The following is a 20,872-nucleotide window of genomic DNA, read 5'->3' on the forward strand; positions in this document are numbered from 1 at the left end:
CGGCCCGGACTGCAACGGAGCAGAACGGGCCGGTCGGGGAACCAATACCGGCGCTAACCCGGATAACCGGATAAACAAGGAGACAAAGATGACTGCAGCATTTGAGCCCACCCAGCCGTCCGGCCAGGACACGGCAAGCGAGCTGGCTGCCGCCTTGGAGCTCGAGTGGGCCGCCAACCCGCGTTGGGAAGGTGTGACCCGGGACTACAAGGCCTCCGACGTCGTCCGCCTCCGCGGCCGCGTCTCTGAAGAGCACACTCTTGCCCGCCGCGGTTCGGAGAAGCTCTGGAAGCAGCTCACCGAGGAGCACAAAACCGGCCAGTACACCAACGCCCTGGGCGCCCTCACCGGCAACCAGGCAGTGCAGCAGGTCAAAGCCGGCCTCCGCGCGATCTACCTCTCCGGCTGGCAGGTGGCCGCAGATGCCAACAACTCGGGCCACACGTACCCGGACCAGTCCCTGTACCCGGCCAACTCGGTACCCACTGTTGTCCGCCGCATCAACAACGCCCTGCTCCGCGCCGACCAAATCGAATACTCCGAGGGCATCCAGACCGTTGAGGACTGGATGGTGCCGATCGTCGCCGATGCTGAGGCCGGCTTTGGTGGCCCGCTGAACGCCTACGAACTCATGAAATCCATGATCCAGGCCGGCGCCTCAGGGGTTCACTGGGAGGACCAGCTCGCCTCGGAAAAGAAGTGCGGTCACCTCGGCGGCAAGGTCCTCATCCCGACCCAGCAGCATGTCCGCACCTTGAACGCTGCCCGCCTTGCAGCCGACGTCGCCGGGACCCCGAGCGTCGTCATCGCCCGCACCGACGCCGAGGCAGCCACGCTGATCACCTCCGACGTCGACGAGCGCGACCAGGAATTCATCCTCCGCGAGGGCGGCCAGCCGGTCCGCACCCCCGAAGGCTTCTACAAAGTCCGCAACGGCATCGAACCCTGCATCGCCCGCGCCAAGGCCTACGCCCCCTACTCCGACCTCATCTGGATGGAGACAGGCACACCGGACCTTGAGCTCGCCCGTAAGTTCGCCGAGGCCGTCAAGGCAGAGTTCCCGGACCAGATGCTCTCCTATAACTGCTCGCCATCGTTCAACTGGCGCAAGCACCTGGACGACGCCACCATCGCCAAGTTCCAGCGTGAACTCGGCGCGATGGGCTTCACGTTCCAGTTCATCACCCTGGCCGGCTTCCACGCCCTGAACTACTCGATGTTCGACCTCGCCCACGGCTACGCCCGTGAAGGCATGAGCGCCTACGTCGAGCTTCAGGAAAAGGAATTCGCCTCCGAATCCCGCGGCTACACCGCAACCAAGCACCAGCGCGAAGTCGGCACCGGCTACTTCGACGACATCGCCACTGCGCTCAACCCGAACGCATCCACCCTCGCCTTGGTCGGATCGACCGAAGAGGGGCAGTTCCACTAATCCCCAGCCGCCCCCTCCACTCGTAAGCTCGCGAGGGAACCCGGCGGCCGTGGGCCCAACTTCCGACGGCGGTTGAGTTCGACGCCGGTGCTTGCGTCCGGCCTTTGGACCGGCATCGCTCGGCGTGCTATTCCCCATGGCCGGCTTCTTACCTCGCAGAGCGAGGACGAAGCCGGCCACAGGGCCCCTTTTACGCAGGCTGACGGATGCCCGGACCGCCGTCTTTGTGCCTCGCTCAGCGACAACCGCCGTCGAACTCCCTTCTCGTCTTTAAGGAGACAGAAATGAACAGCTTTACCGACAACTTCACTATCAATGGCATTACTTTGACCGCGCAGCCTATTTGCCGGCAGAACGAGGTTCTTACTCCGGATGCTTTGGCGTTCGTCGCAAAACTGCATCGGGCCACGGCTGAGCGGCGGCAGGAGTTGCTGCAGGCTCGTCGTGACCGGCGGGGACAGATTGCCAAGGGGCAGGACCCGCGGTTTCTGAAGGAGACCGAAGAAATCAGGAATGATCCCAACTGGCGTGTCGCTCCCCCGGCTCCTGGCTTGGAGGACCGGAGGGTGGAAATCACCGGGCCGGTGGACAAGAAGATGACGATTAACGCACTGAATTCCGGCGCTAAGGTGTGGCTCGCCGACATGGAGGACTCGTCTACGCCGACGTGGCGCAATGTCATTCAGGGTCAGCTGAACCTGACGGATGCGATGGAACGCCGCATCGACTTCACGAGTACCTCCGACGGACGCAGTAAGGAGTACAAGCTCCGTCCTGCCGAGGAACTGCCCACCATCGTGGTCCGCCCCCGGGGCTGGCACCTGCCCGAAAAGCACCTGCTGATCGACGGCGTCCCCATCGCCGGCGGCATCGTGGACTTCGGGCTGTACTTCTTCCACAACGCCCGCCGCCTCCTGGCGCAGGGCAAGGGACCGTACTTCTACCTGCCGAAGATCGAAAACCGGCTCGAAGCCCGCCTGTGGAATGACATCTTCATCCTGGCGCAGGACTTCCTGGACATCCCGCAGGGAACCATCCGCGCGACGGTGCTCATTGAAACCATCACTGCGGCCTTCGAAATGGAGGAGATCCTCTACGAACTGCGCGATCATGCCGCAGGCCTGAACGCCGGTCGGTGGGACTACATCTTCTCGCTCATCAAGAATTTCCGTACCCGCGGGCCCCGTTTCGTCCTCCCGGACCGGGCCCAGGTGACCATGACGCAACCCTTCATGCGCGCCTACACGGAGCAGCTCGTTCGTGCCTGCCACAAGCGGGGCGCCATGGCGATCGGCGGAATGGCAGCGGCGGTTCCCAACCGCAAGGATGAGGTTGCCAACGCCAACGCCTTCGAAAAGGTCCGCGCCGACAAAACCCGCGAAGCCAACGACGGCTTCGACGGTTCCTGGGTAGCCCACCCGGACCTCGTTCCGATCTGCCGCGAAGTATTCGACGTCGTACTGGGCGAGCGCCGCAACCAGCTGGACCGCCTCCGCGAGGATGTGATCCCGGACGACCGCGCGCTCATCAACGTGGCAGCCACTGAAGGGACCATCACCGAAACCGGCATCAGGAACAACATCGAAGTGGGCATCCGCTATATCGAGTCCTGGCTCCGCGGTAACGGTGCCGTCGCCATCCACAACCTCATGGAGGATGCGGCCACGGCGGAAATTTCCCGTTCCCAGCTCTGGCAGTGGATCTACGCACACGCGATCACGGACCACGGCGAAATCATCACCCGCCAGTGGGTGGAGGATCTGCTCGATGAGGAGTTCGCCAAGCTTGAACGGTTCGACGGCGACCGCTTCACTGATGCCCGTGACATCTTCGAAGAAGTCACGCTCAGCGACCAGTTCCCCACGTTCCTGACCCTGCCTGCCTACGCCCGCTTCCTGACCGAAGCCCGCGAAGAAGCGAGCGAAGAGGAACTCTCCGCCGCCTGATTTTCCGTTAGCTGGGCTGCCACGCCCTTCGCAACAGGCATCCCGATGGCCGGGAGGCAGCCCAGCAACGGAAGCACCCCCGAGCGGGATTTAAGCGGACGACGGCGCCGGCCGGCTGAACGCTATTTCGGCGCCTTTCGGACCGAAAGGGTGGTGCCAAGGAAGAACGCCAATACCGATCCGAGAATCATCAGGAGCGGCACTGTCCAGGAGCCGGTAAGTCCGTGCACGTAGCCCAGAAGGGTGGGGGCCACGGCCGCGAAACAGTAGCCGGTGCCCTGGACCACAGCCGACATCCTTCCCGCCGATGCCTGATCCCGGGCCAGCCTGATGATGGCGATGAAGATGATAGTGATACCCCCGCCCTGGGCGATACCCCCGAACGAGCACCAGAGCCACCACAGTTCCGGGGCAAGCAGCAAACCCAGGGGCACGGCCAACCAGAGCAATCCCAAGGTGACCGCCACTGCCGTCGTACTGGCAATCCTGGCTGCGAGCGGGACTCCGAGTCCGCCCACAATGGCGAGGATCTGGAACAGCGAGGAGCCGGCACCTGCCGCTGACGGCGCCATCCCAAGCTCGTCCGCCAGCAGCGTCGGCAGCCACGCCGTCACCCCGTAGTAGGAGAATGCCTGCCCCGCGAAGCCAAGAGTCAGTCCCACAGTGATCCACCGCGACGCCGGGCGTCCCGTTGCCGGCAGCCTTATACCGGCGTCAGCCAGGCGGGGACGGAACGCGTCGCCCATCCCAACCGCCAGGATCCAGAACACCACCGCAGTCACCGCGAACAGCCCCGTCGCGACCAGTGCGAACCTCCACCCCAACGCTTCGGCGATGGGAGCCGTCACCACGGACGTGAGGAATGACCCAATATTGAGGGCCGCCGTGTAGATGCCCATGGCCGAACTCTGACGGCGGGGGGAAAAGTCGCGGCGGATGATCAGCGGCACGGCGATGTTGCCAATGGTGATGGCAATGCCGATGATGCCCGTGCCCGCCATCACCAGAACGCCGCTTCCTGCTGAGCGGAGGACGACGCCGGCCAGGACTCCCAACAGGGTCAAAGTGATGGCGAACTCGGCCCCAAACCTGCGCGCGGCAAATGATGCAAGGGGTGAAGCCAGCGAAAAGCACAGTACCGGGATACCCGTCAGGAGGCCGAGTTCGACGGCGGAGAACCCCAACTCCCGCTGCATAGCACCAACCACAGGTGCGACGGCGACAAACGGGCCTCGCATGTTGAGGGCAATCAGGCCAATGCAGGCCAGCAGTATCAGCCCCTGCGGAATCCTGGATAGAACAGGTACTCTCGGCAGGAGTGACGCCCTCATGGGGTCCGAGCCAGGGAACGGGTCATCGATTTCATCATTTCCATTGCTATCACGCCAGGCAGCTTGCAGTCGCTTTCGCCGGAGCAGCTTGCAGCGAGCGAGCCTAGCCGACAGCTTGAAGCGTTGCCTCGACCACGGATGGAGACAGCACGTGCTGCGTCACCATCTGGCTGGCACCGAGTACTGCAGCCTGGTCCCCCGCCATGGACGACGCGATCCGTAAGTGGCTCGTGGCCAGCGGAAGTGAACGGCGATAGACCACTTCGCGCACACCGGCCATCAGGTGGTCTCCGGTCTGTCCCAGGCTCCCGCCGATAACTATCAGCGATGGGTTGAGCAGGTTAACCACGGTAGCCAGCACGTCACCGACGTCCCTGCCGGCCTGGCGCAAAGCCTGAATGGCCTGGGGGTTTCCCTGATTCACGAGCTCGAGCACGTCGCTGCCTCTTTGAGCAGCCAGGCCCTGGGCCCTGAGCTCCCCTGCAACGGCGGGACCGGAAGCGAGGGCTTCGAGGCAACCGTAGTTTCCGCAGCGGCAAAGCACCGTATCACCCCGCGGCACGCGGACGTGGCCAAGATCGCCGGCCGTTCCGTCTGCGCCACGCTGAAGGGTTCCGCTGCTGATAATCCCCGCACCGATGCCGGTAGCCACCTTGACGAAGAGAAAGTTCTCCTGCTCCGGCCAGTAAGCGTTCCGCTCCCCCAGTGCCATGATGTTGACGTCGTTGTCCACAAGCACCGGTACCGCCAGCGAGCGCTGAACGTAACGGACGACGTCGAACCCGTCCCACCCCGGCATGATAGGCGGCTTGACCGGCTTTCCGGTGGCATGTTCCACAGGTCCGGGCAGGCCTATTCCAATGCCGGCCAGGTGCGACGTCCCTACACCGGCTTCAGCCAACAGCAGCTTGCCTTCCTCCACAACCCGGCCAAGGACGAGTTCCGGACCCTCCGAAACCTCCAGGGACAGCCGGCGTTCGGCAAGGATGGTCCCGGCGAGGTCGGTCACTGCGACGATGACGTGGGTGGCGCCGATATCGGCGGCCAGAATCGAGCGCGCGGACGGGTTGAATGCAAAGCGCGACGGCGGCCTGCCGCCGCTGGAACTGGCCTCACCCGCGGGCCCTACCAGTCCGGAAAGCATCAAAGCGTCGATACGGGACGCAATGGTGGATCGTGCCAGTCCAGTGGTCAGCGCCAGTTCAGCCCGAGTACGGGGCTTGCCGTCGCGCAGGAGCTGGAAAAGGTCCCCGGCCCGTCCAAAGCCCCCTGCTGGTTCCGTTGCAGCGGCGTCAGCAGGTTCCCGGCCTTGGGCCCGGCTGGCAGTTGATGTCATGGATCAGTGATAGCACGAATGCTTATGAGTGTCACTCTGAAGAAAGAGTGAAAAGCTATTTGCAACTTTTGCTTGACGTTCGACAGAAGTCCCTCTAGCTTGATCTGTGAGGCCGCTCACTGCCGGATGTACTTTCCCGGTTTCTGGCAGCAGCCCCACGACCCCCCGAAGACGAGGAGAGACAGTGTCATACTCGATCCAGCTCTACACGGTCCGAAAGGCCCTGGAAGAGGATCTGGCTGGAACCATCCAGCGACTGGCCGACATAGGCTTCACCAAGGTTGAGCCCTACCGTTTCGTTGCAAAAGCCGCTGAGTTGAAGCTCGCGATGGCCGAGAACAACATCACTGCCCCGTCCGGGCACGCCCCTCTGCTCAGCGACGACCAGGACGAAATTTTCTCGGCCGCCCGGGAGCTGGGCATTGGAACTGTCATTGACCCGCACGTACCCCAGGAGCGCTGGAACTCCCTCGAAGACATCAAAGAAACAGCGGAACAGCTGAATGCAGCTGCGGCCAAGGGAGCCGAGTACGGCGTCCGGGTTGGCTACCACAACCATTGGTGGGAGCTGGAGTCCGTTCTTGAGGGAAAGACCGCACTGGAACACCTTGCCGATCACCTCAACCCCGACGTTGTCCTTGAAGTGGACACCTATTGGGCAGCCGTTGGCGGCCAGAACCCTGCTGAGCTCCTGGCCCGGCTGGGCGACCGCGTGAAATTCATCCATATCAAGGACGGGCCGCTCACGTCCGACCCGTCCAGCCAGACCGCCGTCGGCGACGGCAAGATGGCCATCTGGGACGTCTTGGACGCTGCGGGCTCCCTCGAAGCCGCCGTCGTCGAGCTGGATGATTTCCAGGGCGAGATGTTCGATGCCGTCCGGGACAGCTACAACTACCTCAGCACCGGGAAGGTGTCCGCATGAGCAGCGACTTCAATACCGGGCCAGTGGGCGTTGGCGTCATCGGCGCGGGCACCATCAGCAAGGAGTACCTGGACAACCTCACCAGCTTCGCCGATGTGAAAGTGGTTGCAATCGGTGATTTGTTTGAGGCTGCGGCCGCGGCTCGGGCTGCCGAGTATGGCATCCCGCTGCATGGCGGAGTGGAGACTGTTCTTGGCAACGCCGACGTTGAGATTGTCATCAACCTGACCATTCCCGCCGCCCATGTGGAGGTGGCGACGCAGGCGGTGGCGGCAGGCAAGCATGTCTGGAGCGAGAAGCCCTTCTCGCTGGACCGTGAAACCGGCAGAGGACTGCTGAAGGTCGCCGATGCTGCAGGCCTGAGGCTTGGCTGCGCCCCTGACACTTTCCTGGGTGCCGGGCTGCAGACTGCCCGCCGGATGATCGAGCGCGGGGACATCGGCGTGCCGCTGACAGCCCTGACGCTGATGCAGTCCCCCGGACCGGAATCGTGGCACCCGAACCCCGCTTTCCTGTTCCAGGACGGCGCCGGGCCACTCTTCGACATCGGCCCCTACTACCTCACCACCCTTGTACAGACCTTCGGCAGTGTCCGCCGTGTGGCGGCCTTCGGCTCGAAGTCACGGGAAACCCGTGTCATCGGATCCGGTCCGAAGGCTGGTGAGGAGTTCGCCGTGACGGTCCCAACGCATGTGAGTTCCATCCTCGAATTCGGCGGCGGAGAATCTGCGCAGAGCATCTTCAGCTTTGATTCGCCATACCCGCGGGCCGGGTTCGTGGAGATCACGGGAACCGAGGCAACCATCGCCTTCCCCGATCCCAACAGGTTCGACGGCGATGTCAGGATCTGCCCTGCAGGCTCGGACGACTGGATCACCGTACCCTCCGTCGGTTCGACCGCCAGCCGGGGAGCCGGCGTCCTCGAAATGGCGCGGGCAATCCGGGAAGGACGGCCGCATCGCGCCCAGGGCGAGCTGGCTTTCCACGTGCTGGACACCATGGCCTCGATCGCCGAATCCATCGAGACGCGGAGCTTTATCGACGTCGAAAGTTCCGCTGCCCCTGTCCCCGCTTTGCCGGAGGACTGGGACCCCGCCGCCGCCACGCTCTAAGCGCCAGTCACCGCAAATTCTCACGAGACGCACTTTTTGTGCTGCCTCACGCCCTAAAACATCCTCAGCTCTAAAACATCAGGTACCAGCTCGACGACGAGAAGAACCGGAGCAACCATGAAAAACCCCCTGAAAGTGCTGACGGCACTTGCCGCCACTGCAACAATGGCGCTGGGACTCAGCGCCTGCGGCGGCGGCAGCCCTCAGGCCACCAGCGACACCATCACCTACTGGGCCTCAGACCAGGGCAACAGCCTGGATGACACCGCAGCCAAGCTGCAACCGTCACTGGACCGCTTCACGGAGAAGACCGGAATCAAGGTCCAGCTCGAAGTCATTGGCTGGACCGACCTCTACAACAGGATCCTCACTGCCGTCACAAGCGGCGACGGTCCGGATGTCTTGAACATCGGAAATACGTGGGCAGTGACGCTGCAGGAGACCGGCGCCTTCGAACCGGTGGAAGGTGGCCTCCTGGAGGCGGTGGGCGGCAAGGACCGCTTCCTCCAGACCAGCTGGGCGACCGGCGGCGCCGAAGGAAAGACCCCGACGTCGGTGCCGCTTTACGGCCTGGCATACAACATGTATTACAACACCAAGATGTTCAAGGAAGCGGGCATCGAAAAGGCTCCCGTCACGTGGCAGGAATTCGTCGAGACTGCCAAGAAGCTCACCAAGGACACCAACGGCGACGGCAAGCCTGACCAGTGGGGTTTCACTGCCGCAGGAGCTTCGGTTTCAGCCAACTCACACCAGGCCTTCGTTCGTGGCCTGCAAAACGGCGGGACGCTCTTCGACGCCGACGGCAAACCGACGTTTGACAGTGAACCGCAGGTAGCGGGTGTCAAGCAGTTCATCGATCTGATGGCCACTGACAAGGTGATGTCGCCGTCGGACGCTGAAATCAGCCAGGGCAGCCAGAAGATTGACAACCTCATCAACGGCAAGGCAGCCATGCTGTTTGACCAGAGCCCGGTGAAGAACTTTGAGGCCCGCGGTTTCAAGGATTGGGGCGTCGCCGCTATCCCCATGATGGAAGCCGGAGCAACCGGCGATGTCAGCACCCAGAGCCACGTTGCAGGCATCAACCTGAGTGTCTTCAAAAACAGCAAGAACAAGGAAAATGCCATCAAGCTTGCCGGCTTCCTCACCAGCGATGAAGAGCAGGTCGCGCTGAACAAGGCCTACCGTTCATTGCCCGTGGTCAACGGCGCATCCTCGGACGCCGCGTTCCAGACCGAGGAAGTCAAAGCCAAGCGGGATGCCCTGGCCAATCACGCCCTGCCCATGCCGCTCATTGCCAAAGAGGGCCAGATGGAAACCCTGACGGGGACTGCCATCAAGAACCTCTTCGCCAAGGCAGCTACCGGAACCGTTTCCGAGTCTGACATCCAAGCGGCCCTCAAGGACGCCAACAACCAGATGGCTGCGGCCCAGTAGCAGGCCCGACCGGTGCGGGGCAGCCAGCGCTGTCCCGCACCCCGGCTTAGGAGTCCTTATGTCCCACTCAGCCATCGAAAGCAGCCCGACAACTGCCACCGAAACCACCAGCACACCCGCTCCGGAGCAATCCGGGAAGGGCCCCGAGCTTCCCGTCCGAAAGCCCCGGCGGTCCTTCCTGCCGTACGGGCTGATCATGCCCGCCGTCATCCTGGAAGTCCTGATCCACATTGGGCCCATGATTCTGGGGGTCTGGATCGCCTTTATTTCCCTCAACCAGCTCAACCTCACCAACTGGCTCAACGCGCCGTTCGTAGGCCTCCAGAACTTCGTCAACGGCCTCAATCCGGAAAGCACCATCGGCCAGGCGTTCTTCAGCACCGTCGGGCGGACCATGCTCTATACGGTCACAGTGGTCGGCTTCTCCTGGATCCTCGGCATGGCAGGCGCCGTTTTCCTATCCTCGAACTTCAAAGGCAGGGCCATCCTGCGGACGTTCTTCCTGGTTCCCTACGCACTGCCGGCCTACGTGGGCACCATCGCCTGGGCGTTTATGTTCAACCAGCGCGACGGCGCCGTCAACCAGATCCTCGTGGACACCCTGCACCTCTTCGGGGATGAGCGTCCCTTCTGGCTCCTGGGCGGAAACTCGTTCGGCGCCATGATTATGGTGAACATCTGGCAATTGTGGCCCTTTGCCTTCCTGATGCTCATGGCTGCGCTGCAGAACGTTCCGAACGACGTGTATGAGGCAGCCGCAATCGACGGTGCCACCCTGTGGCAGCAGTTCCGCACGATCACCCTGCCCATGGTCCAGCCCGCCAACGGGGTTTTGCTGCTGGTGATGTCGCTGTGGACGTTCAACCAGTTCAACATTCCCTTTGTGCTGTTCGGTGCGGCGTCCCCCAAGGAAGCCACCCTCGTTTCGCCATTGATCTACCAGAACTCGTTCGGCAGCTGGAACTTCGGCCTGGGCGGAGCCATGAGTGTGCTGCTGCTCATCGCCCTGTTCATCGCTTCCATCTTCTACATCCGTATGGTGCTGCCCAAGGGAGGCGACAATGATTGAGACCCGCAACTTCCGCATCCTGAGAAATGTGGTGCTGAGCATTCTGGCCCTGTGGGTAGCCATACCGCTTTACGTGGTGGCCTCCACCTCGATGAAACCGCTCAAAGACGTCTCCGGGCTCTTCCAGTGGCTCCCGCGGGAGATTACCCTGGCCCCGTACTTCGACATCTGGACCACCGTCCCCTTGGGCAAGTACTTCCAGAACAGCCTCATCATTACGGTCAGCGCCACCGCATGCTCGGTGACTGTCGCTGTCCTGGCCGCGTACGCCGTCGCGCGTTTGCAGTTCAAGGGAAAGCGGGTGTTCAGCCTCACCGTCCTGTCCACGCAGATGTTCCCGGGAATCCTGTTCCTGCTTCCGCTGTACCTGATCTTTACGCAGATCAGGAACATCACGGGGATCCAGCTTCAGGGGTCCTATCCCGGCCTGATCATCACCTACATGACGTTCACCTTGCCCTTCGCCATCTGGATGCTGTCCGGATATTTCGCGTCGATTCCCAAGGAGCTTGAAGAAGCGTCGATGATCGACGGGACGGGCCGGATGGGCGCCCTCTTCCGGGTGGTGCTTCCCGTCGCCAAACCGGGGATCATTGCCGTGGCGGTGTATTCGTTTATCTCCGCCTGGGGCGAGGTTCTGTTTGCCTCCGTCCTGACAAACGAGGCCACCAAGACCCTTTCGCTGGGACTCAAGTCCTATGCCAGCGAATCCGATGTGTTCTGGAACCAGCTCATGGCCGCCTCCGTGGTGGTCAGCCTGCCCGTTCTCATCGGCTTCATCCTGGTTCAGAAACACCTGGTTGCGGGCCTCTCAGCCGGCGCAGTGAAATAGATAACCACTCATAATCCCTTTGAGGAGTACCAGAATGACGACGGCACAGGCTCTTACGCCGCCGCACGGCGGCACCCGCCCGGAATCGAAAACGCTGGGGGTGGCAATGATCGGCTATGCGTTTATGGGTAAGGCCCATTCGAACGCCTGGCGTAATGTGGCGAGCTACTTCGACGTCCCCGCCTTCGAGCGCAAGGTGCTGGTGGGCCGGGACGCCGAGGGAGTGGCCGCGGCTGCTGCCGCATATGGCTGGGCGGGATCGGAAACTGACTGGCGTGCCGTTCTGGATCGGGATGACATCGACATTGTGGATATCTGCGCCCCTGGTTTCATGCATGCAGAGATCGCGGTGGCGGCGCTGGAGGCGGGCAAGCATGTTCTCGTCGAAAAGCCCCTCGCCAACACTCTCGGTGAGGCCCAGGCCATGACGGAAGCAGCGCAGGCAGCCCGTGCCCAGGGCGTGCAATCGATGATCGGCTTCAATTACCGCCGCATCCCTGCCCTGGCCCTGGCGCGGGAGCTGATCGCCGAGGGCAGGCTGGGGAACATCAGGCACGTCCGTGCAGCCTACCTCCAGGACTGGCTCGCGGATCCGGACGCACCCATGACGTGGCGGCTGCGGAAGGACAGGGCAGGATCGGGGGCTTTGGGCGATATCGCCTCCCACGCCATCGACCAGGTGCTGTTCCTCCTCGGGGAGCAGGTCACCGAAGTCTCCGGCCGCACCCATACCTTCACCACTCACCGGCCGGGAGCCGCCGGTCTGGACGGCGCACTGGAAGAAGTGACGGTCGACGACGCGGCCTGGGCCACCCTGAACCTCGCCTCGGGAGCAATCGCCTCGGTGGAGGTCTCCCGGGTGGCTACTGGCCGGAAGAACTCGCTGAGGCTTGAGATCTATGGAGAGAAGGGTGCGCTGCTGTTCGACCTTGAATCCCTCAATGAACTCGGCTTCCTGGATTCCACAGTGCCCGTCCGCGAGCAGGGCTTCCGTAGAATCCTCGTGAATGAACCTGAGCATCCCTACCTTGAAGCGTGGTGGCCGCAGGGCCATGTGCTGGGGTGGGAGCATTCGTTTACGCACCAGATCCGGGATTTCCTCGTGGCGATCGGCAGCGGAACCGAGCCGTCGCCGTCGTTCGAGGAAGGCCTCGCCGTTCAACGCGTCCTGAGCGCTGTGGAGGAGAGTTCCGCAGCCAAAAGTTCAATCATCCAGCTGACCGGACCACCGACCGGCCCCACCACCCTTGAAGGAGCCTGACATGTCCCGCCCTTACACACTCTTTACCGGCCAGTGGGCCGACCTTCCGTTTGAAGAGGTCGCGAAGCAGGCATCCGGCTGGGGCTATGACGGCCTGGAAATCGCCGTTTCGGGAGACCACCTCGATGCGTGGCGCTGGGATGAGCCCGGCTACGTCGAGTCCAAACTCGCCGTGCTGGAGAAGTACAACCTGAAGGTCTGGGCCATCTCCAACCACCTCAAAGGCCAGGCAGTGTGCGATGACCCCATCGATTTCCGCCACGAGGCCATCGTTGGATCCAGAGTCTGGGGAGACGGGGAACCCGAAGGCGTCCGCACCCGCGCCGCCGAAGAAATGAAACACACCGCCCGGCTGGCCCAGGCGCTCGGAGTGAACACCGTCGTCGGGTTCACCGGTTCCTCCATCTGGCAGTACGTGGCAATGTTCCCGCCCGTCCCGGAAAAGGTCATCGAAGCCGGCTACCAGGACTTCGCCGACCGCTGGAACCCCATCCTCGACGTCTTCGACGAATGCGGCGTCAGGTTCGCCCACGAAGTCCACCCCTCCGAAATCGCCTACGACTACTGGACCACCGTCAGGACACTCGAAGCCATCGGGCACCGCGAAGCATTCGGCCTGAACTGGGACCCGTCCCACTTCATGTGGCAGGGCATCGATCCGGTCTCCTTCATCTGGGACTTCAAGGACCGGATCTACCACGTGGACTGCAAGGACACCAAGCTTCGGTTCACCGGCCGGAACACCGTCATGGGCTCGCACCTGCCCTGGGGTGACCCGCGCCGCGGCTGGGACTTCGTCTCGGCAGGCCGGGGCGACGTCCCCTGGGAATCCTCCTTCCGCGCCCTGGCCGCCATCGGCTACGACGGACCCATCTCCATCGAATGGGAGGACGCCGGCATGGACCGCCTCCACGGCGCCCCGGAGGCCCTCGCCGCCCTCAAGAAGTTCGATTTCCCGGCGTCGAGCACCTCCTTCGACGCCGCCTTCAGCACCAAAGACTGACCGTTACCAGGACTGAAACCGCGGGCTTCCGGTCTAGAGTTTTTGATATGGCGCACATCATCCGAAAAGCAAGAGAGGACGACGCCGGCCGGCTGGCAGAGCTGGCCGGCGTTACTTTTCCGCTGGCCTGCCCGCCGGGTTCTTCCCCCGCCGACATCGCCGCACACTTGGCGAACACTCTCAGCGAGGAACACTTCCGCGCCTATGCGGCCGACCCGGACATCACCATCCTGGTCATGGAAGCGGGCCGCGAACTGCGTGGCTATAGCATGCTCGTGGCACGGCCTGCCCAGGATCCGGACGTCGCCTCTGCCCTAAGCCTGCTGCCGTCCACAGAGCTCAGCAAGTGCTACCTTCATCCGGACCATCACGGACTCGGCGCTGCTGCAGAGCTGATGCATGCAACGGTGGAATCCGCGGCAGCTGCAGGCGCTCTGGGACTCTGGCTGGGGGTCAACAGCGGGAACGCCAAAGCCATCCGCTTCTACGAAAAATCCGGTTTCAGCAAGGTGGGAACCAAAACATTTAAGCTTGGCAATACCGTTGAGCACGACTTCGTGATGGAGCGTGCGCTTCCGGCTTGAGCGCCTGGGGACATGCCCTGTGACCAAATCCATAGGCCGTCATGGGAATGCGTGCAGGGACACTGGGGTTGTGGCAAGCATGAAGATTGAGATCTGGTCCGATGTGGCCTGCCCCTGGTGCTACATCGGCAAACGCCGCTTCGAAGGCGCCCTCGCCGAGTTCCCCCACCGTGATTCTGTCGAGGTGAAGTGGCGGAGCTACCAGCTGGATCCCTCCCTGCCGGAGCACTACGACGGCACCGAACTGGACTATTTGAGCACCCGCAAAGGCATGGCTGCCGCGCAGGTGTCGCAGATGTTTGACCATGTTGCCGCCCAGGCCAAAGGCGAGGGACTGGATTTCCGCTTCGACACGATCGTTGTGGCAAACAGCTTCACAGCACACCGTCTCATCCATCTCGCCGCTGCCCATGGCCTGCAGGATGCGGCAAAGGAGCGTCTGCTCAGCGGGCACTTCGAGCAAGGCAAGGACATCGGCAGCATGGAGTACCTGACCTCAGTGGCGCTGGAGTTGGGGCTCGACGCCGATGAGGTGGCCGGGCTGTTCGCCACAGACAAGTTCGCCGACGACGTCCGGCAGGACTTCGCTGAAGCCCGCGCCCTGGGTATCAGCGGCGTGCCCTTCTTCGTCATCGACCGCAAGTTCGGCCTCTCCGGTGCGCAGCCGGTGGAGACGTTCCGCCAGGCTCTGGAGCAGGGCTGGCAGGAATCCCACCCGCTGGTTATGGTCGCTGCGGGTGACAACACTGGTGCCGGCACGGCCGACGACAGTGACGGCGTCGCCTGCGGTCCCGATGGTTGCGCCATTTAGTCCTCGCCACCAGCTGAGCGGGAACCGAAAAGGCAACAACTGAAAAGGAAGGTCCCGCAGACGCGGGGCCTTCCTTTTTCACTTCGACCTCCCGGGGCCGTCACACCTTCTCGCGTGTGCGGTCAACTACCGGTTCAGGAGCAGTGAACTCCCGATGGCGGCGGGGGAAGGCCCAGAACTTGAAGTCCTTCACCTCAACACGGGGTTCCGGCTTTTCTTCAGGTTGCAGGCGCTCTTCAGGTTTCCGTGAGGCATCCTTCCTGGTGTCACGCCCGAAATCCTTGTTGTATCCGTAGCACATCACTGACCTCCTTATGATGGATGCCCTTTAATCGTCCTCGCAATTGCCGGAGAGCAAAAGGGTCCTGTTATCCGCCTGGCGCCTTCCGCCGTCGGGAGGTTTGCTGACAGATAACGGTAATGTGTCTGTATGCCTAGGATTTCGGCGCCCACAAACGCCGCCCAACGTGCCGAAACCCAACGGCGTATCCTGACCGCCTTCGGCGAGCTCCTGTTTTCGCATGGGCTGCCCGGTCTCACCATGACGGATGTCGCCCGCCATGCAGGCATCGGCCGCACCGCCGTGTACAACTACTACGCGGACATTGAAGAACTGCTGATCTCTTACGCGCTGGATGAAACAGAGCGCTTCCTGATCGGACTCCGCGAATCACTTCAGTCCTTGGACAACCCTGTGGAGCAGCTGGCTCTGTACGTACGGGCGCAGGTGGAGGACCTCAGCCGCCGCCATCTCCCGCCCGGCCCTGCAATGGGCGCCGTGCTTTCCCCGGCCTCGTTCGCCAGACTGGCAGACCACGTCGGAGAGCTGAGCCTCCTCCTTCAGGACATCCTCCGGGAGGCCATGGCCCAGGGCTACCTGCCCGCCGCCGACGTCATCCAGCTCGCGCAACTGATTCACGGCACGCTATCCTCCAGCGCAGCACGCGGGGACGGAACACCGGACGCCGTCGAACGGACCGTCCGGTTCATCCAGCTGGGTGCCGGAGCCAGGTTCGACGACGGCGGGAGCCAACCTGTCCTGGTCACCCAGCCCGCGGCTTAGGTAGCGGCCATTTCGACGCTTCCGGGTCAGCCCGCCGGCGGGACAACAGGCCACTTTGAGTCGTCCACGATGCGCCGGGTTTCACGCGGGCAGCTGAGCTTCCCGGGTGTCTGGTCAACAAGCTCCGGTGGCGTGAGTGCCTGGTAGTCGTTGGTCAGGATGAGATCCACGCTTGCATCAGTCCGGTTGTCCTGGAAGTAGTCGGAGCCTTGTAGGTTCCGCTGGACAGTAAAGGCGGCGGACTGGCCGGCTGCTCCCGAAATCACGGCGGCAACGCCGCGGTACCCCGTTTCCTGGTTCCCCACGTTCCCCACTGCGAATTTCCGGGCCAGGAGCTCGTCCGCCACGGTCCTGGCAAGTCCGGCGCGGCTGGTGCCGTTGAAGACGTTCAGGTTCACTTTCTCATGCGGCGTGTAGTCGTGGATCGCCGTCGGGCAGAGCGTGACAGGTTCCTTGCTGGGCTCCGCCGTCGCTATGGTGACCTGGCCGTTCCAGATTGCCAGGGCCACCACCACGCCGCTCGCGATCAAGGCCATGAGCAGCACTAGCACCACGCCGTGAATGATCCTCCGGCGTACTCTGATGGGCCTCAATTGGCGCTCGTCATGTTCAATTAGCGTGGCCCGCAACTCGGGGCCTGTTACCACGTGGTGCCCGTGGAAGGTAGAAGGGTCCTGCGGTTTCTTAGCCATCTATCACCAGCACGCGGGCGTGAATGGCGTTCCGTTGATGAAGTGCAGTCCGGACTGCGCGATGCAGCCCGTCTTCCAGGTAAAGCACCCCCCGGTACTGCACCACATGGGGAAAAAGGTCACCGAAAAACGTTGAATCCTCCGCCAGCAAGGCTTCAAGATCCAGAGTCCGCTTGGTGGTCACGAGCTCGTCCAGGCGGACAGGGCGCGGAGGAAGGGCAGCCCATGCTTTGGGCGTGTTGTAACCATGGTCGGGGTAAGGGCGTCCCTCGCCCACAGCTTTGAATATCACTCTGTAAGCCTATGGAAGAAGGAGCACCAACGGAACGAATGACCCCCGCCGCAAAGAGGTTGTAGCCAAACAGTGACCATTCGTCATGGGGTGCGACGTTCGCGGCCCTGAACGAATCTCGTGGAGGCCTGCTGACACAATGGGTGCATGACTGCATCCGAGACTCCTGTGGCCGCTGCCCCGCCGTCGACTCCCCCACTGGCCCTGCTGCTCGACGTCGACGGGCCGGTAGCAAGTCCCGTCACCCGCAACGTCAAAGCAGAAATTATCGCCGACCTCGTTGCCCTGGCCACTGCCGGGATCCCGGTCATTTTCAACACGGGCCGCTCGGACGCCTTCATTCGCGAACAGGTCATGAACCCCATGATCGCTGCCGGAATCCCGGCCGGGACCATCATCCATGCCATCTGCGAGAAGGGCGCCGTGTGGTTCAGCTACACCGCTGACGGCCCTGGCCCCATCCACGTGGACCGGGAGTTGGCCGTCCCTCAGGCTTACGGCGACGACGTCCGCCGTCTCGTGGCGGAGGACTACGCCAGCCATATGTTCTTTGACGAAACCAAGCGGGCCATGGTGTCGGTGGAACAGCACATCACCGTGGCGAACGCGGACTACCTGGACGAACAAAAACTCTTCGACGCGGACGCCATGGAGCTCATGGTCAGGCACGGCCTGGGAGTAGTCCGGCTGGACCACCATGAACCGGATTCGGACGACCAGGTGGACTACCGCGTGGATCCCACCATCATCTCCACCGACATCGAGTCCATCCGGCTGGGTAAGGATCTTGGGGCAAGCCGGGCTGTTGAGCTGCTGGCCGCCCAGGGCATCACCCCGCAAGCCTGGCGCACCGTGGGAGATTCCCGCACGGACTACGCCATGGCTGACTGGCTCCACCACAACGACCACCCTGTGAAGCACGTGGACGTCCGACCGGCGGATGGCGTTCCGGAGAAGCCGTACGACATCCTCACAGCGGAGGACCTCGGGTTGGACAGCACAATCATTCACGACGATGCCGGGGGTGCTTTCCTGCGCGGCTGGCGGGAGGCATTGACCACCTGAACGCATACTTGCAGGCTAACCGACGTTTGACTCGCGTTTTTTATTCTCCGTTATTATGCAGGTAGAACCCCTCGTATTAAACAGCTCGGAGAATCGCCATTACAGACGCACTGGTCCAGGATGAGATCTACTACGGCAGCCAGCCATCCGACGACGTCCGGAGCCATCCGGAAATAACGTCGCCGGCTGCTGTCGCCCGCCTCAAGAACCGCCCCGACGTCATCAGGCACAGGGGCCGCTATGCCCTCATCAACTCCAATCGGACGCCGTATCAGGCCATGGTCGAGGATCTTCTGTTCCTGCGCAATGTGCTGGCCTCGGCCGGTCTGGACTATCTGCTGGTCCGCGGCAACAATGACCGTCCCGTCATCGCACTGGATTGGAAGGACCGCAAGACACTCCGCTCCGCGCTAGTCGAAGCCTGCCTGGACGAGCCCTTCTATTCCATGACGGTGGACGTCAAGAAAAAGTCCTCGGTATTGGTCGCCGACGGCGAGTTGTCCACCAACCGTCAGGCGAGGATCTTCCGCCTCTACCGCCCCCGTGTTGAGCCTGAGGGCGGCTTCGAATTCGGCGCCTCAGCAGGCGTTCAGCTGGAATTGTGGAGCTTTGAAGGCAACCAGCTGATCTTGCCGATCGAGAACTCGCTGACCAGGCGTACCCTGCTTGCCCAGGACGCAGTCCGCGGCACCGTGGAGCGCTATGGCCACACTTGGCCGACTATCGAAAACATGTTTGCGGACCATGCGAGCGACATCAGCTTTGACATCGACATGGTTTTCTCGTGGGTGGACGGCAATTCCCCGGAGTACATTGCAGCCCGCCGCGCCCGGATGGCCGGAGCCGTGCTGGGCGAGGGCGATGACCACGAGGCCCGGTTCAGGCAGATCGACGAGCTGAAGTATGCCCTGCGGTCCGTCTACATGTTCGCGCCGTGGGTGCGGCGGATCTTTATCGCTACCGACTCGCCGGCACCTGCATGGTTGGCCGACCACCCGACAGTGACGATTGTGCGCAGCGAGGAATTCTTTGCTGACCCCTCCGTGCTGCCCACGCACAACTCCCAGGCGGTCGAGTGCCAGCTGCACCACATCGAGGGCCTCTCCGAGCACTTCCTGTATTCCAACGACGATATGTTCTTTGGCCGGGCTGTCGCGCCGGACATGTTCTTCACTCCAGGCGGAATCACCAAGTTCATCGAGGCGGAAACCCGCATTGGCCTTGGCGATAACGACGCAGAGAGAAGCGGATTCGAAAACGCCGCCAGGGTCAACCGGAAACTCCTCTGGAACCGCTTCGGCCGGATCACCACTAGGCACCTGGAACACGCTGCAGCCCCTCTGCGCCGCAGCGTGGTGGCACGGATGGAGAAGGAATTTCCTGACGAGTTCACCAAGACGGCGGCCAGCGTCTTCCGGGCAGCCGACAACATCTCGGTGACCAACTCCTTCTACCACTACTACGCGCTCTTGACCGGAAGGGCCACCACCCAGACAGCCGCGAAGGTACGCTACATCGACACCACGGTGCGGGCAGGGCTGAACTATCTACCCAAGCTGTTGGCCAAGAGGAACATGGATTTCTTCTGCCTCAACGACGGCAGCTTCCCGGAGGTCCCGGCTGATGAGCGCGCTGACCTTGTTACTGACTTCCTGGAAAACTACTTCCCCATCAAGGCGCCTTGGGAGAAGTAAGCCCCGGCTCAAGAGCCCCCCACACGGACAGGCCAAGCGGGGTATTGTCAGGGGCTGGTGACGACCTTGGGCTTGGCAATTCCCTGGGTTTTTGCCCGTTCGGGGATGACGATTCCGGCTGCTGCGAGCCGCTTCTGCGTATCCTCTGCACTGACGAATTCACCAACAGTGGGAGTCTGCCCCAGCGGAACCACGGAATGGACGATGGTGTGTTCGTAGACATGAACCAGGTTGAATGCCTGCCCGCCGTCCCGGCCACGGGAACCGCCTACCTGAACGTTCAGGTCCTGGGTGTAGCACGTCGCTGAAGCGACTGACACGGGAATTCCGGCGAAGCTGGCGGTGGTGGAATAGTGCAGGTGGCCGGCCAAAATAGTGCGAACATCCGAGCCTCGCAGAACGGCCGCCAACGACGCCTGGCTGCGCAATTCCACCAGCACGGCAAGGTCTAGCACCGACGGGACCGGGGGGTGGTGCAAGGCCAAAATGGTGCCGTCCGGCGCCGGCGTTTCCAGCTGGTCGGCAAGCCACTCGAGCTGGGCCCCGCTGAGTTCGCCGTGATGGAAGCCCGGCACTGAGGTGTCCAGGGTGATAACACGAAGCCCATTGACGTAGTAGCTGCGGTCCACCGGGGAGTCATCTGCAGGCTGGTCCAGCAGTCCGGTTCGAAAATGTTCCCGGTTGTCGTGATTTCCCATGGCCCAGATGACCCGTGCGCCCATCGCCTCGCAGGCCGGGTCAACGATGGCCCTAAGCTTGGCGTAGGCCTCCGGCTCGCCCTTATCGGCGAGGTCTCCGGTGAAAATGACGGCTTCAGGACGCACCCCCGAAGCCTGTACTTCCTGGAAGAGCTGGGCCAGGCGGGATTCGCTGTCGATCGCGCCGTAAAGGGGTTCGGGACCTCCCATCAGGTGGGGATCGCTCAGGTGGAGTAGAAAATGACGTGGCCGGGGGTGTTCGGCCTCGATGTGCTCCATTACTGCC

At 62.6% G+C, this 20,872-nt stretch carries 20 protein-coding genes; 14 read left to right on the forward strand and 6 right to left on the reverse strand.

Annotated elements, in window-relative coordinates; all coding sequences use genetic code 11:
- The first annotated feature begins 88 nt into the window (after positions 1 to 88).
- Together aceA and aceB are read left to right on the forward strand one after the other, a co-directional pair.
- Positions 89 to 1,432: an isocitrate lyase gene (aceA, locus tag M1E05_RS18155; protein WP_461163799.1), complete on the forward strand. Its 1,344-nt coding sequence runs from the start codon at positions 89 to 91 to the stop codon at positions 1,430 to 1,432.
- 284 nt (positions 1,433 to 1,716) lie between these two features.
- Positions 1,717 to 3,378, forward strand: coding sequence for a malate synthase A (aceB, locus tag M1E05_RS18160; protein WP_461163800.1), 1,662 nt, complete (start codon positions 1,717 to 1,719; stop codon positions 3,376 to 3,378).
- A 122-nt stretch (positions 3,379 to 3,500) separates the two neighbouring features.
- Here the strand turns inward: aceB and M1E05_RS18165 are convergent, their stop codons facing one another.
- Both M1E05_RS18165 and M1E05_RS18170 read right to left on the reverse strand, forming a co-directional pair.
- Positions 3,501 to 4,709, reverse strand: coding sequence for an MFS transporter (locus M1E05_RS18165; RefSeq protein WP_461163801.1), 1,209 nt, complete (start codon positions 4,707 to 4,709; stop codon positions 3,501 to 3,503).
- A gap of 103 nt (positions 4,710 to 4,812) precedes the next feature.
- On the reverse strand, positions 4,813 to 6,045 hold the full coding sequence (locus M1E05_RS18170) for an ROK family transcriptional regulator (RefSeq protein ID WP_458113181.1): 1,233 nt from the start codon (positions 6,043 to 6,045) through the stop codon (positions 4,813 to 4,815).
- A 184-nt stretch (positions 6,046 to 6,229) separates the two neighbouring features.
- Here M1E05_RS18170 and M1E05_RS18175 point away from each other — a divergent pair, with 184 nt between their 5' ends.
- The 9 genes from M1E05_RS18175 to M1E05_RS18215 all read left to right on the forward strand — a co-directional run bounded on the left by M1E05_RS18175 (position 6,230) and on the right by M1E05_RS18215 (position 15,082).
- Entirely contained in the window at positions 6,230 to 6,970 is a 741-nt protein-coding gene (locus M1E05_RS18175; protein ID WP_458113180.1) for a sugar phosphate isomerase/epimerase family protein, read from the forward strand.
- On the forward strand, positions 6,967 to 8,082 hold the full coding sequence (locus M1E05_RS18180) for a Gfo/Idh/MocA family protein (RefSeq protein WP_461163802.1): 1,116 nt from the start codon (positions 6,967 to 6,969) through the stop codon (positions 8,080 to 8,082). The genes M1E05_RS18175 and M1E05_RS18180 overlap by 4 nt, the downstream gene beginning before the upstream one ends.
- A 117-nt stretch (positions 8,083 to 8,199) precedes the next feature.
- Complete coding sequence (locus tag M1E05_RS18185; protein WP_461163803.1) at positions 8,200 to 9,522, forward strand: ABC transporter substrate-binding protein; 1,323 nt, start codon at positions 8,200 to 8,202, stop codon at positions 9,520 to 9,522.
- Between the two features lie 58 nt (positions 9,523 to 9,580).
- Positions 9,581 to 10,591 carry a carbohydrate ABC transporter permease gene (locus M1E05_RS18190; RefSeq protein ID WP_461163804.1) on the forward strand — a complete coding sequence of 337 codons (1,011 nt, stop codon included), beginning with the start codon at positions 9,581 to 9,583 and terminating at the stop codon, positions 10,589 to 10,591.
- Complete coding sequence (locus tag M1E05_RS18195; protein ID WP_309107628.1) at positions 10,584 to 11,423, forward strand: carbohydrate ABC transporter permease; 840 nt, start codon at positions 10,584 to 10,586, stop codon at positions 11,421 to 11,423. Before M1E05_RS18190 ends, M1E05_RS18195 begins: the two co-directional genes overlap by 8 nt.
- A 34-nt stretch (positions 11,424 to 11,457) precedes the next feature.
- Entirely contained in the window at positions 11,458 to 12,684 is a 1,227-nt protein-coding gene (locus tag M1E05_RS18200; RefSeq protein ID WP_461163805.1) for a Gfo/Idh/MocA family protein, read from the forward strand.
- A gap of 1 nt (position 12,685) precedes the next feature.
- Positions 12,686 to 13,687 carry a sugar phosphate isomerase/epimerase family protein gene (locus M1E05_RS18205; protein WP_461163806.1) on the forward strand — a complete coding sequence of 334 codons (1,002 nt, stop codon included), beginning with the start codon at positions 12,686 to 12,688 and terminating at the stop codon, positions 13,685 to 13,687.
- 47 nt (positions 13,688 to 13,734) lie between these two features.
- Entirely contained in the window at positions 13,735 to 14,271 is a 537-nt protein-coding gene (locus M1E05_RS18210; RefSeq protein WP_458113173.1) for a GNAT family N-acetyltransferase, read from the forward strand.
- 79 nt (positions 14,272 to 14,350) lie between these two features.
- Entirely contained in the window at positions 14,351 to 15,082 is a 732-nt protein-coding gene (locus M1E05_RS18215) for a DsbA family oxidoreductase (RefSeq protein WP_461165286.1), read from the forward strand.
- A gap of 100 nt (positions 15,083 to 15,182) precedes the next feature.
- Here the strand turns inward: M1E05_RS18215 and M1E05_RS18220 are convergent, their stop codons facing one another.
- Complete coding sequence (locus tag M1E05_RS18220; RefSeq protein WP_458114411.1) at positions 15,183 to 15,383, reverse strand: hypothetical protein; 201 nt, start codon at positions 15,381 to 15,383, stop codon at positions 15,183 to 15,185.
- A 129-nt stretch (positions 15,384 to 15,512) separates the two neighbouring features.
- Here M1E05_RS18220 and M1E05_RS18225 point away from each other — a divergent pair, with 129 nt between their 5' ends.
- A complete protein-coding gene (locus M1E05_RS18225) occupies positions 15,513 to 16,145 on the forward strand; it encodes a TetR/AcrR family transcriptional regulator (RefSeq protein ID WP_461163807.1) in 633 nt (210 codons plus the stop codon).
- A gap of 26 nt (positions 16,146 to 16,171) precedes the next feature.
- Here M1E05_RS18225 and M1E05_RS18230 read toward each other — a convergent pair whose 3' ends face one another.
- Together M1E05_RS18230 and M1E05_RS18235 are read right to left on the reverse strand one after the other, a co-directional pair.
- On the reverse strand, positions 16,172 to 16,837 hold the full coding sequence (locus tag M1E05_RS18230) for a LytR C-terminal domain-containing protein (RefSeq protein ID WP_461163808.1): 666 nt from the start codon (positions 16,835 to 16,837) through the stop codon (positions 16,172 to 16,174).
- Positions 16,830 to 17,129 carry a type II toxin-antitoxin system VapB family antitoxin gene (locus M1E05_RS18235; RefSeq protein ID WP_458113169.1) on the reverse strand — a complete coding sequence of 100 codons (300 nt, stop codon included), beginning with the start codon at positions 17,127 to 17,129 and terminating at the stop codon, positions 16,830 to 16,832. The genes M1E05_RS18230 and M1E05_RS18235 overlap by 8 nt, the downstream gene beginning before the upstream one ends.
- A 147-nt stretch (positions 17,130 to 17,276) precedes the next feature.
- Between M1E05_RS18235 and M1E05_RS18240 the strand changes: the two genes are divergently transcribed.
- Both M1E05_RS18240 and M1E05_RS18245 read left to right on the forward strand, forming a co-directional pair.
- Complete coding sequence (locus M1E05_RS18240) at positions 17,277 to 18,194, forward strand: hypothetical protein (RefSeq protein ID WP_458113168.1); 918 nt, start codon at positions 17,277 to 17,279, stop codon at positions 18,192 to 18,194.
- Positions 18,195 to 18,472: 278 nt separating this feature from the next.
- On the forward strand, positions 18,473 to 19,888 hold the full coding sequence (locus tag M1E05_RS18245) for a stealth conserved region 3 domain-containing protein (RefSeq protein ID WP_458113167.1): 1,416 nt from the start codon (positions 18,473 to 18,475) through the stop codon (positions 19,886 to 19,888).
- A gap of 47 nt (positions 19,889 to 19,935) precedes the next feature.
- On the opposite strand, the gene M1E05_RS18250 is transcribed toward M1E05_RS18245, so the two are convergent.
- Complete coding sequence (locus M1E05_RS18250; protein ID WP_458113166.1) at positions 19,936 to 20,865, reverse strand: phosphodiesterase; 930 nt, start codon at positions 20,863 to 20,865, stop codon at positions 19,936 to 19,938.
- Positions 20,866 to 20,872 lie beyond the last annotated feature (7 nt).

It is taken from the genome of Arthrobacter sp. R4-81 (genome assembly GCF_054792365.1).

Coding starts and splice junctions, on each gene's coding strand:
- aceA (WP_461163799.1), top strand. CDS start 89: ATGACTGCAGCATTTGAGCCCACCCAGCCGTCCGGCCAGGACACGGCA.
- aceB (WP_461163800.1), top strand. CDS start 1,717: ATGAACAGCTTTACCGACAACTTCACTATCAATGGCATTACTTTGACC.
- M1E05_RS18165 (WP_461163801.1), bottom strand. CDS start 4,709: ATGAGGGCGTCACTCCTGCCGAGAGTACCTGTTCTATCCAGGATTCCG.
- M1E05_RS18170 (WP_458113181.1), bottom strand. CDS start 6,045: ATGACATCAACTGCCAGCCGGGCCCAAGGCCGGGAACCTGCTGACGCC.
- M1E05_RS18180 (WP_461163802.1), top strand. CDS start 6,967: ATGAGCAGCGACTTCAATACCGGGCCAGTGGGCGTTGGCGTCATCGGC.
- M1E05_RS18185 (WP_461163803.1), top strand. CDS start 8,200: ATGAAAAACCCCCTGAAAGTGCTGACGGCACTTGCCGCCACTGCAACA.
- M1E05_RS18190 (WP_461163804.1), top strand. CDS start 9,581: ATGTCCCACTCAGCCATCGAAAGCAGCCCGACAACTGCCACCGAAACC.
- M1E05_RS18195 (WP_309107628.1), top strand. CDS start 10,584: ATGATTGAGACCCGCAACTTCCGCATCCTGAGAAATGTGGTGCTGAGC.
- M1E05_RS18200 (WP_461163805.1), top strand. CDS start 11,458: ATGACGACGGCACAGGCTCTTACGCCGCCGCACGGCGGCACCCGCCCG.
- M1E05_RS18205 (WP_461163806.1), top strand. CDS start 12,686: ATGTCCCGCCCTTACACACTCTTTACCGGCCAGTGGGCCGACCTTCCG.
- M1E05_RS18210 (WP_458113173.1), top strand. CDS start 13,735: ATGGCGCACATCATCCGAAAAGCAAGAGAGGACGACGCCGGCCGGCTG.
- M1E05_RS18215 (WP_461165286.1), top strand. CDS start 14,351: ATGAAGATTGAGATCTGGTCCGATGTGGCCTGCCCCTGGTGCTACATC.
- M1E05_RS18220 (WP_458114411.1), bottom strand. CDS start 15,383: ATGTGCTACGGATACAACAAGGATTTCGGGCGTGACACCAGGAAGGAT.
- M1E05_RS18225 (WP_461163807.1), top strand. CDS start 15,513: ATGCCTAGGATTTCGGCGCCCACAAACGCCGCCCAACGTGCCGAAACC.
- M1E05_RS18230 (WP_461163808.1), bottom strand. CDS start 16,837: ATGGCTAAGAAACCGCAGGACCCTTCTACCTTCCACGGGCACCACGTG.
- M1E05_RS18240 (WP_458113168.1), top strand. CDS start 17,277: ATGACTGCATCCGAGACTCCTGTGGCCGCTGCCCCGCCGTCGACTCCC.
- M1E05_RS18245 (WP_458113167.1), top strand. CDS start 18,473: ATGGTCGAGGATCTTCTGTTCCTGCGCAATGTGCTGGCCTCGGCCGGT.
- M1E05_RS18250 (WP_458113166.1), bottom strand. CDS start 20,865: ATGGAGCACATCGAGGCCGAACACCCCCGGCCACGTCATTTTCTACTC.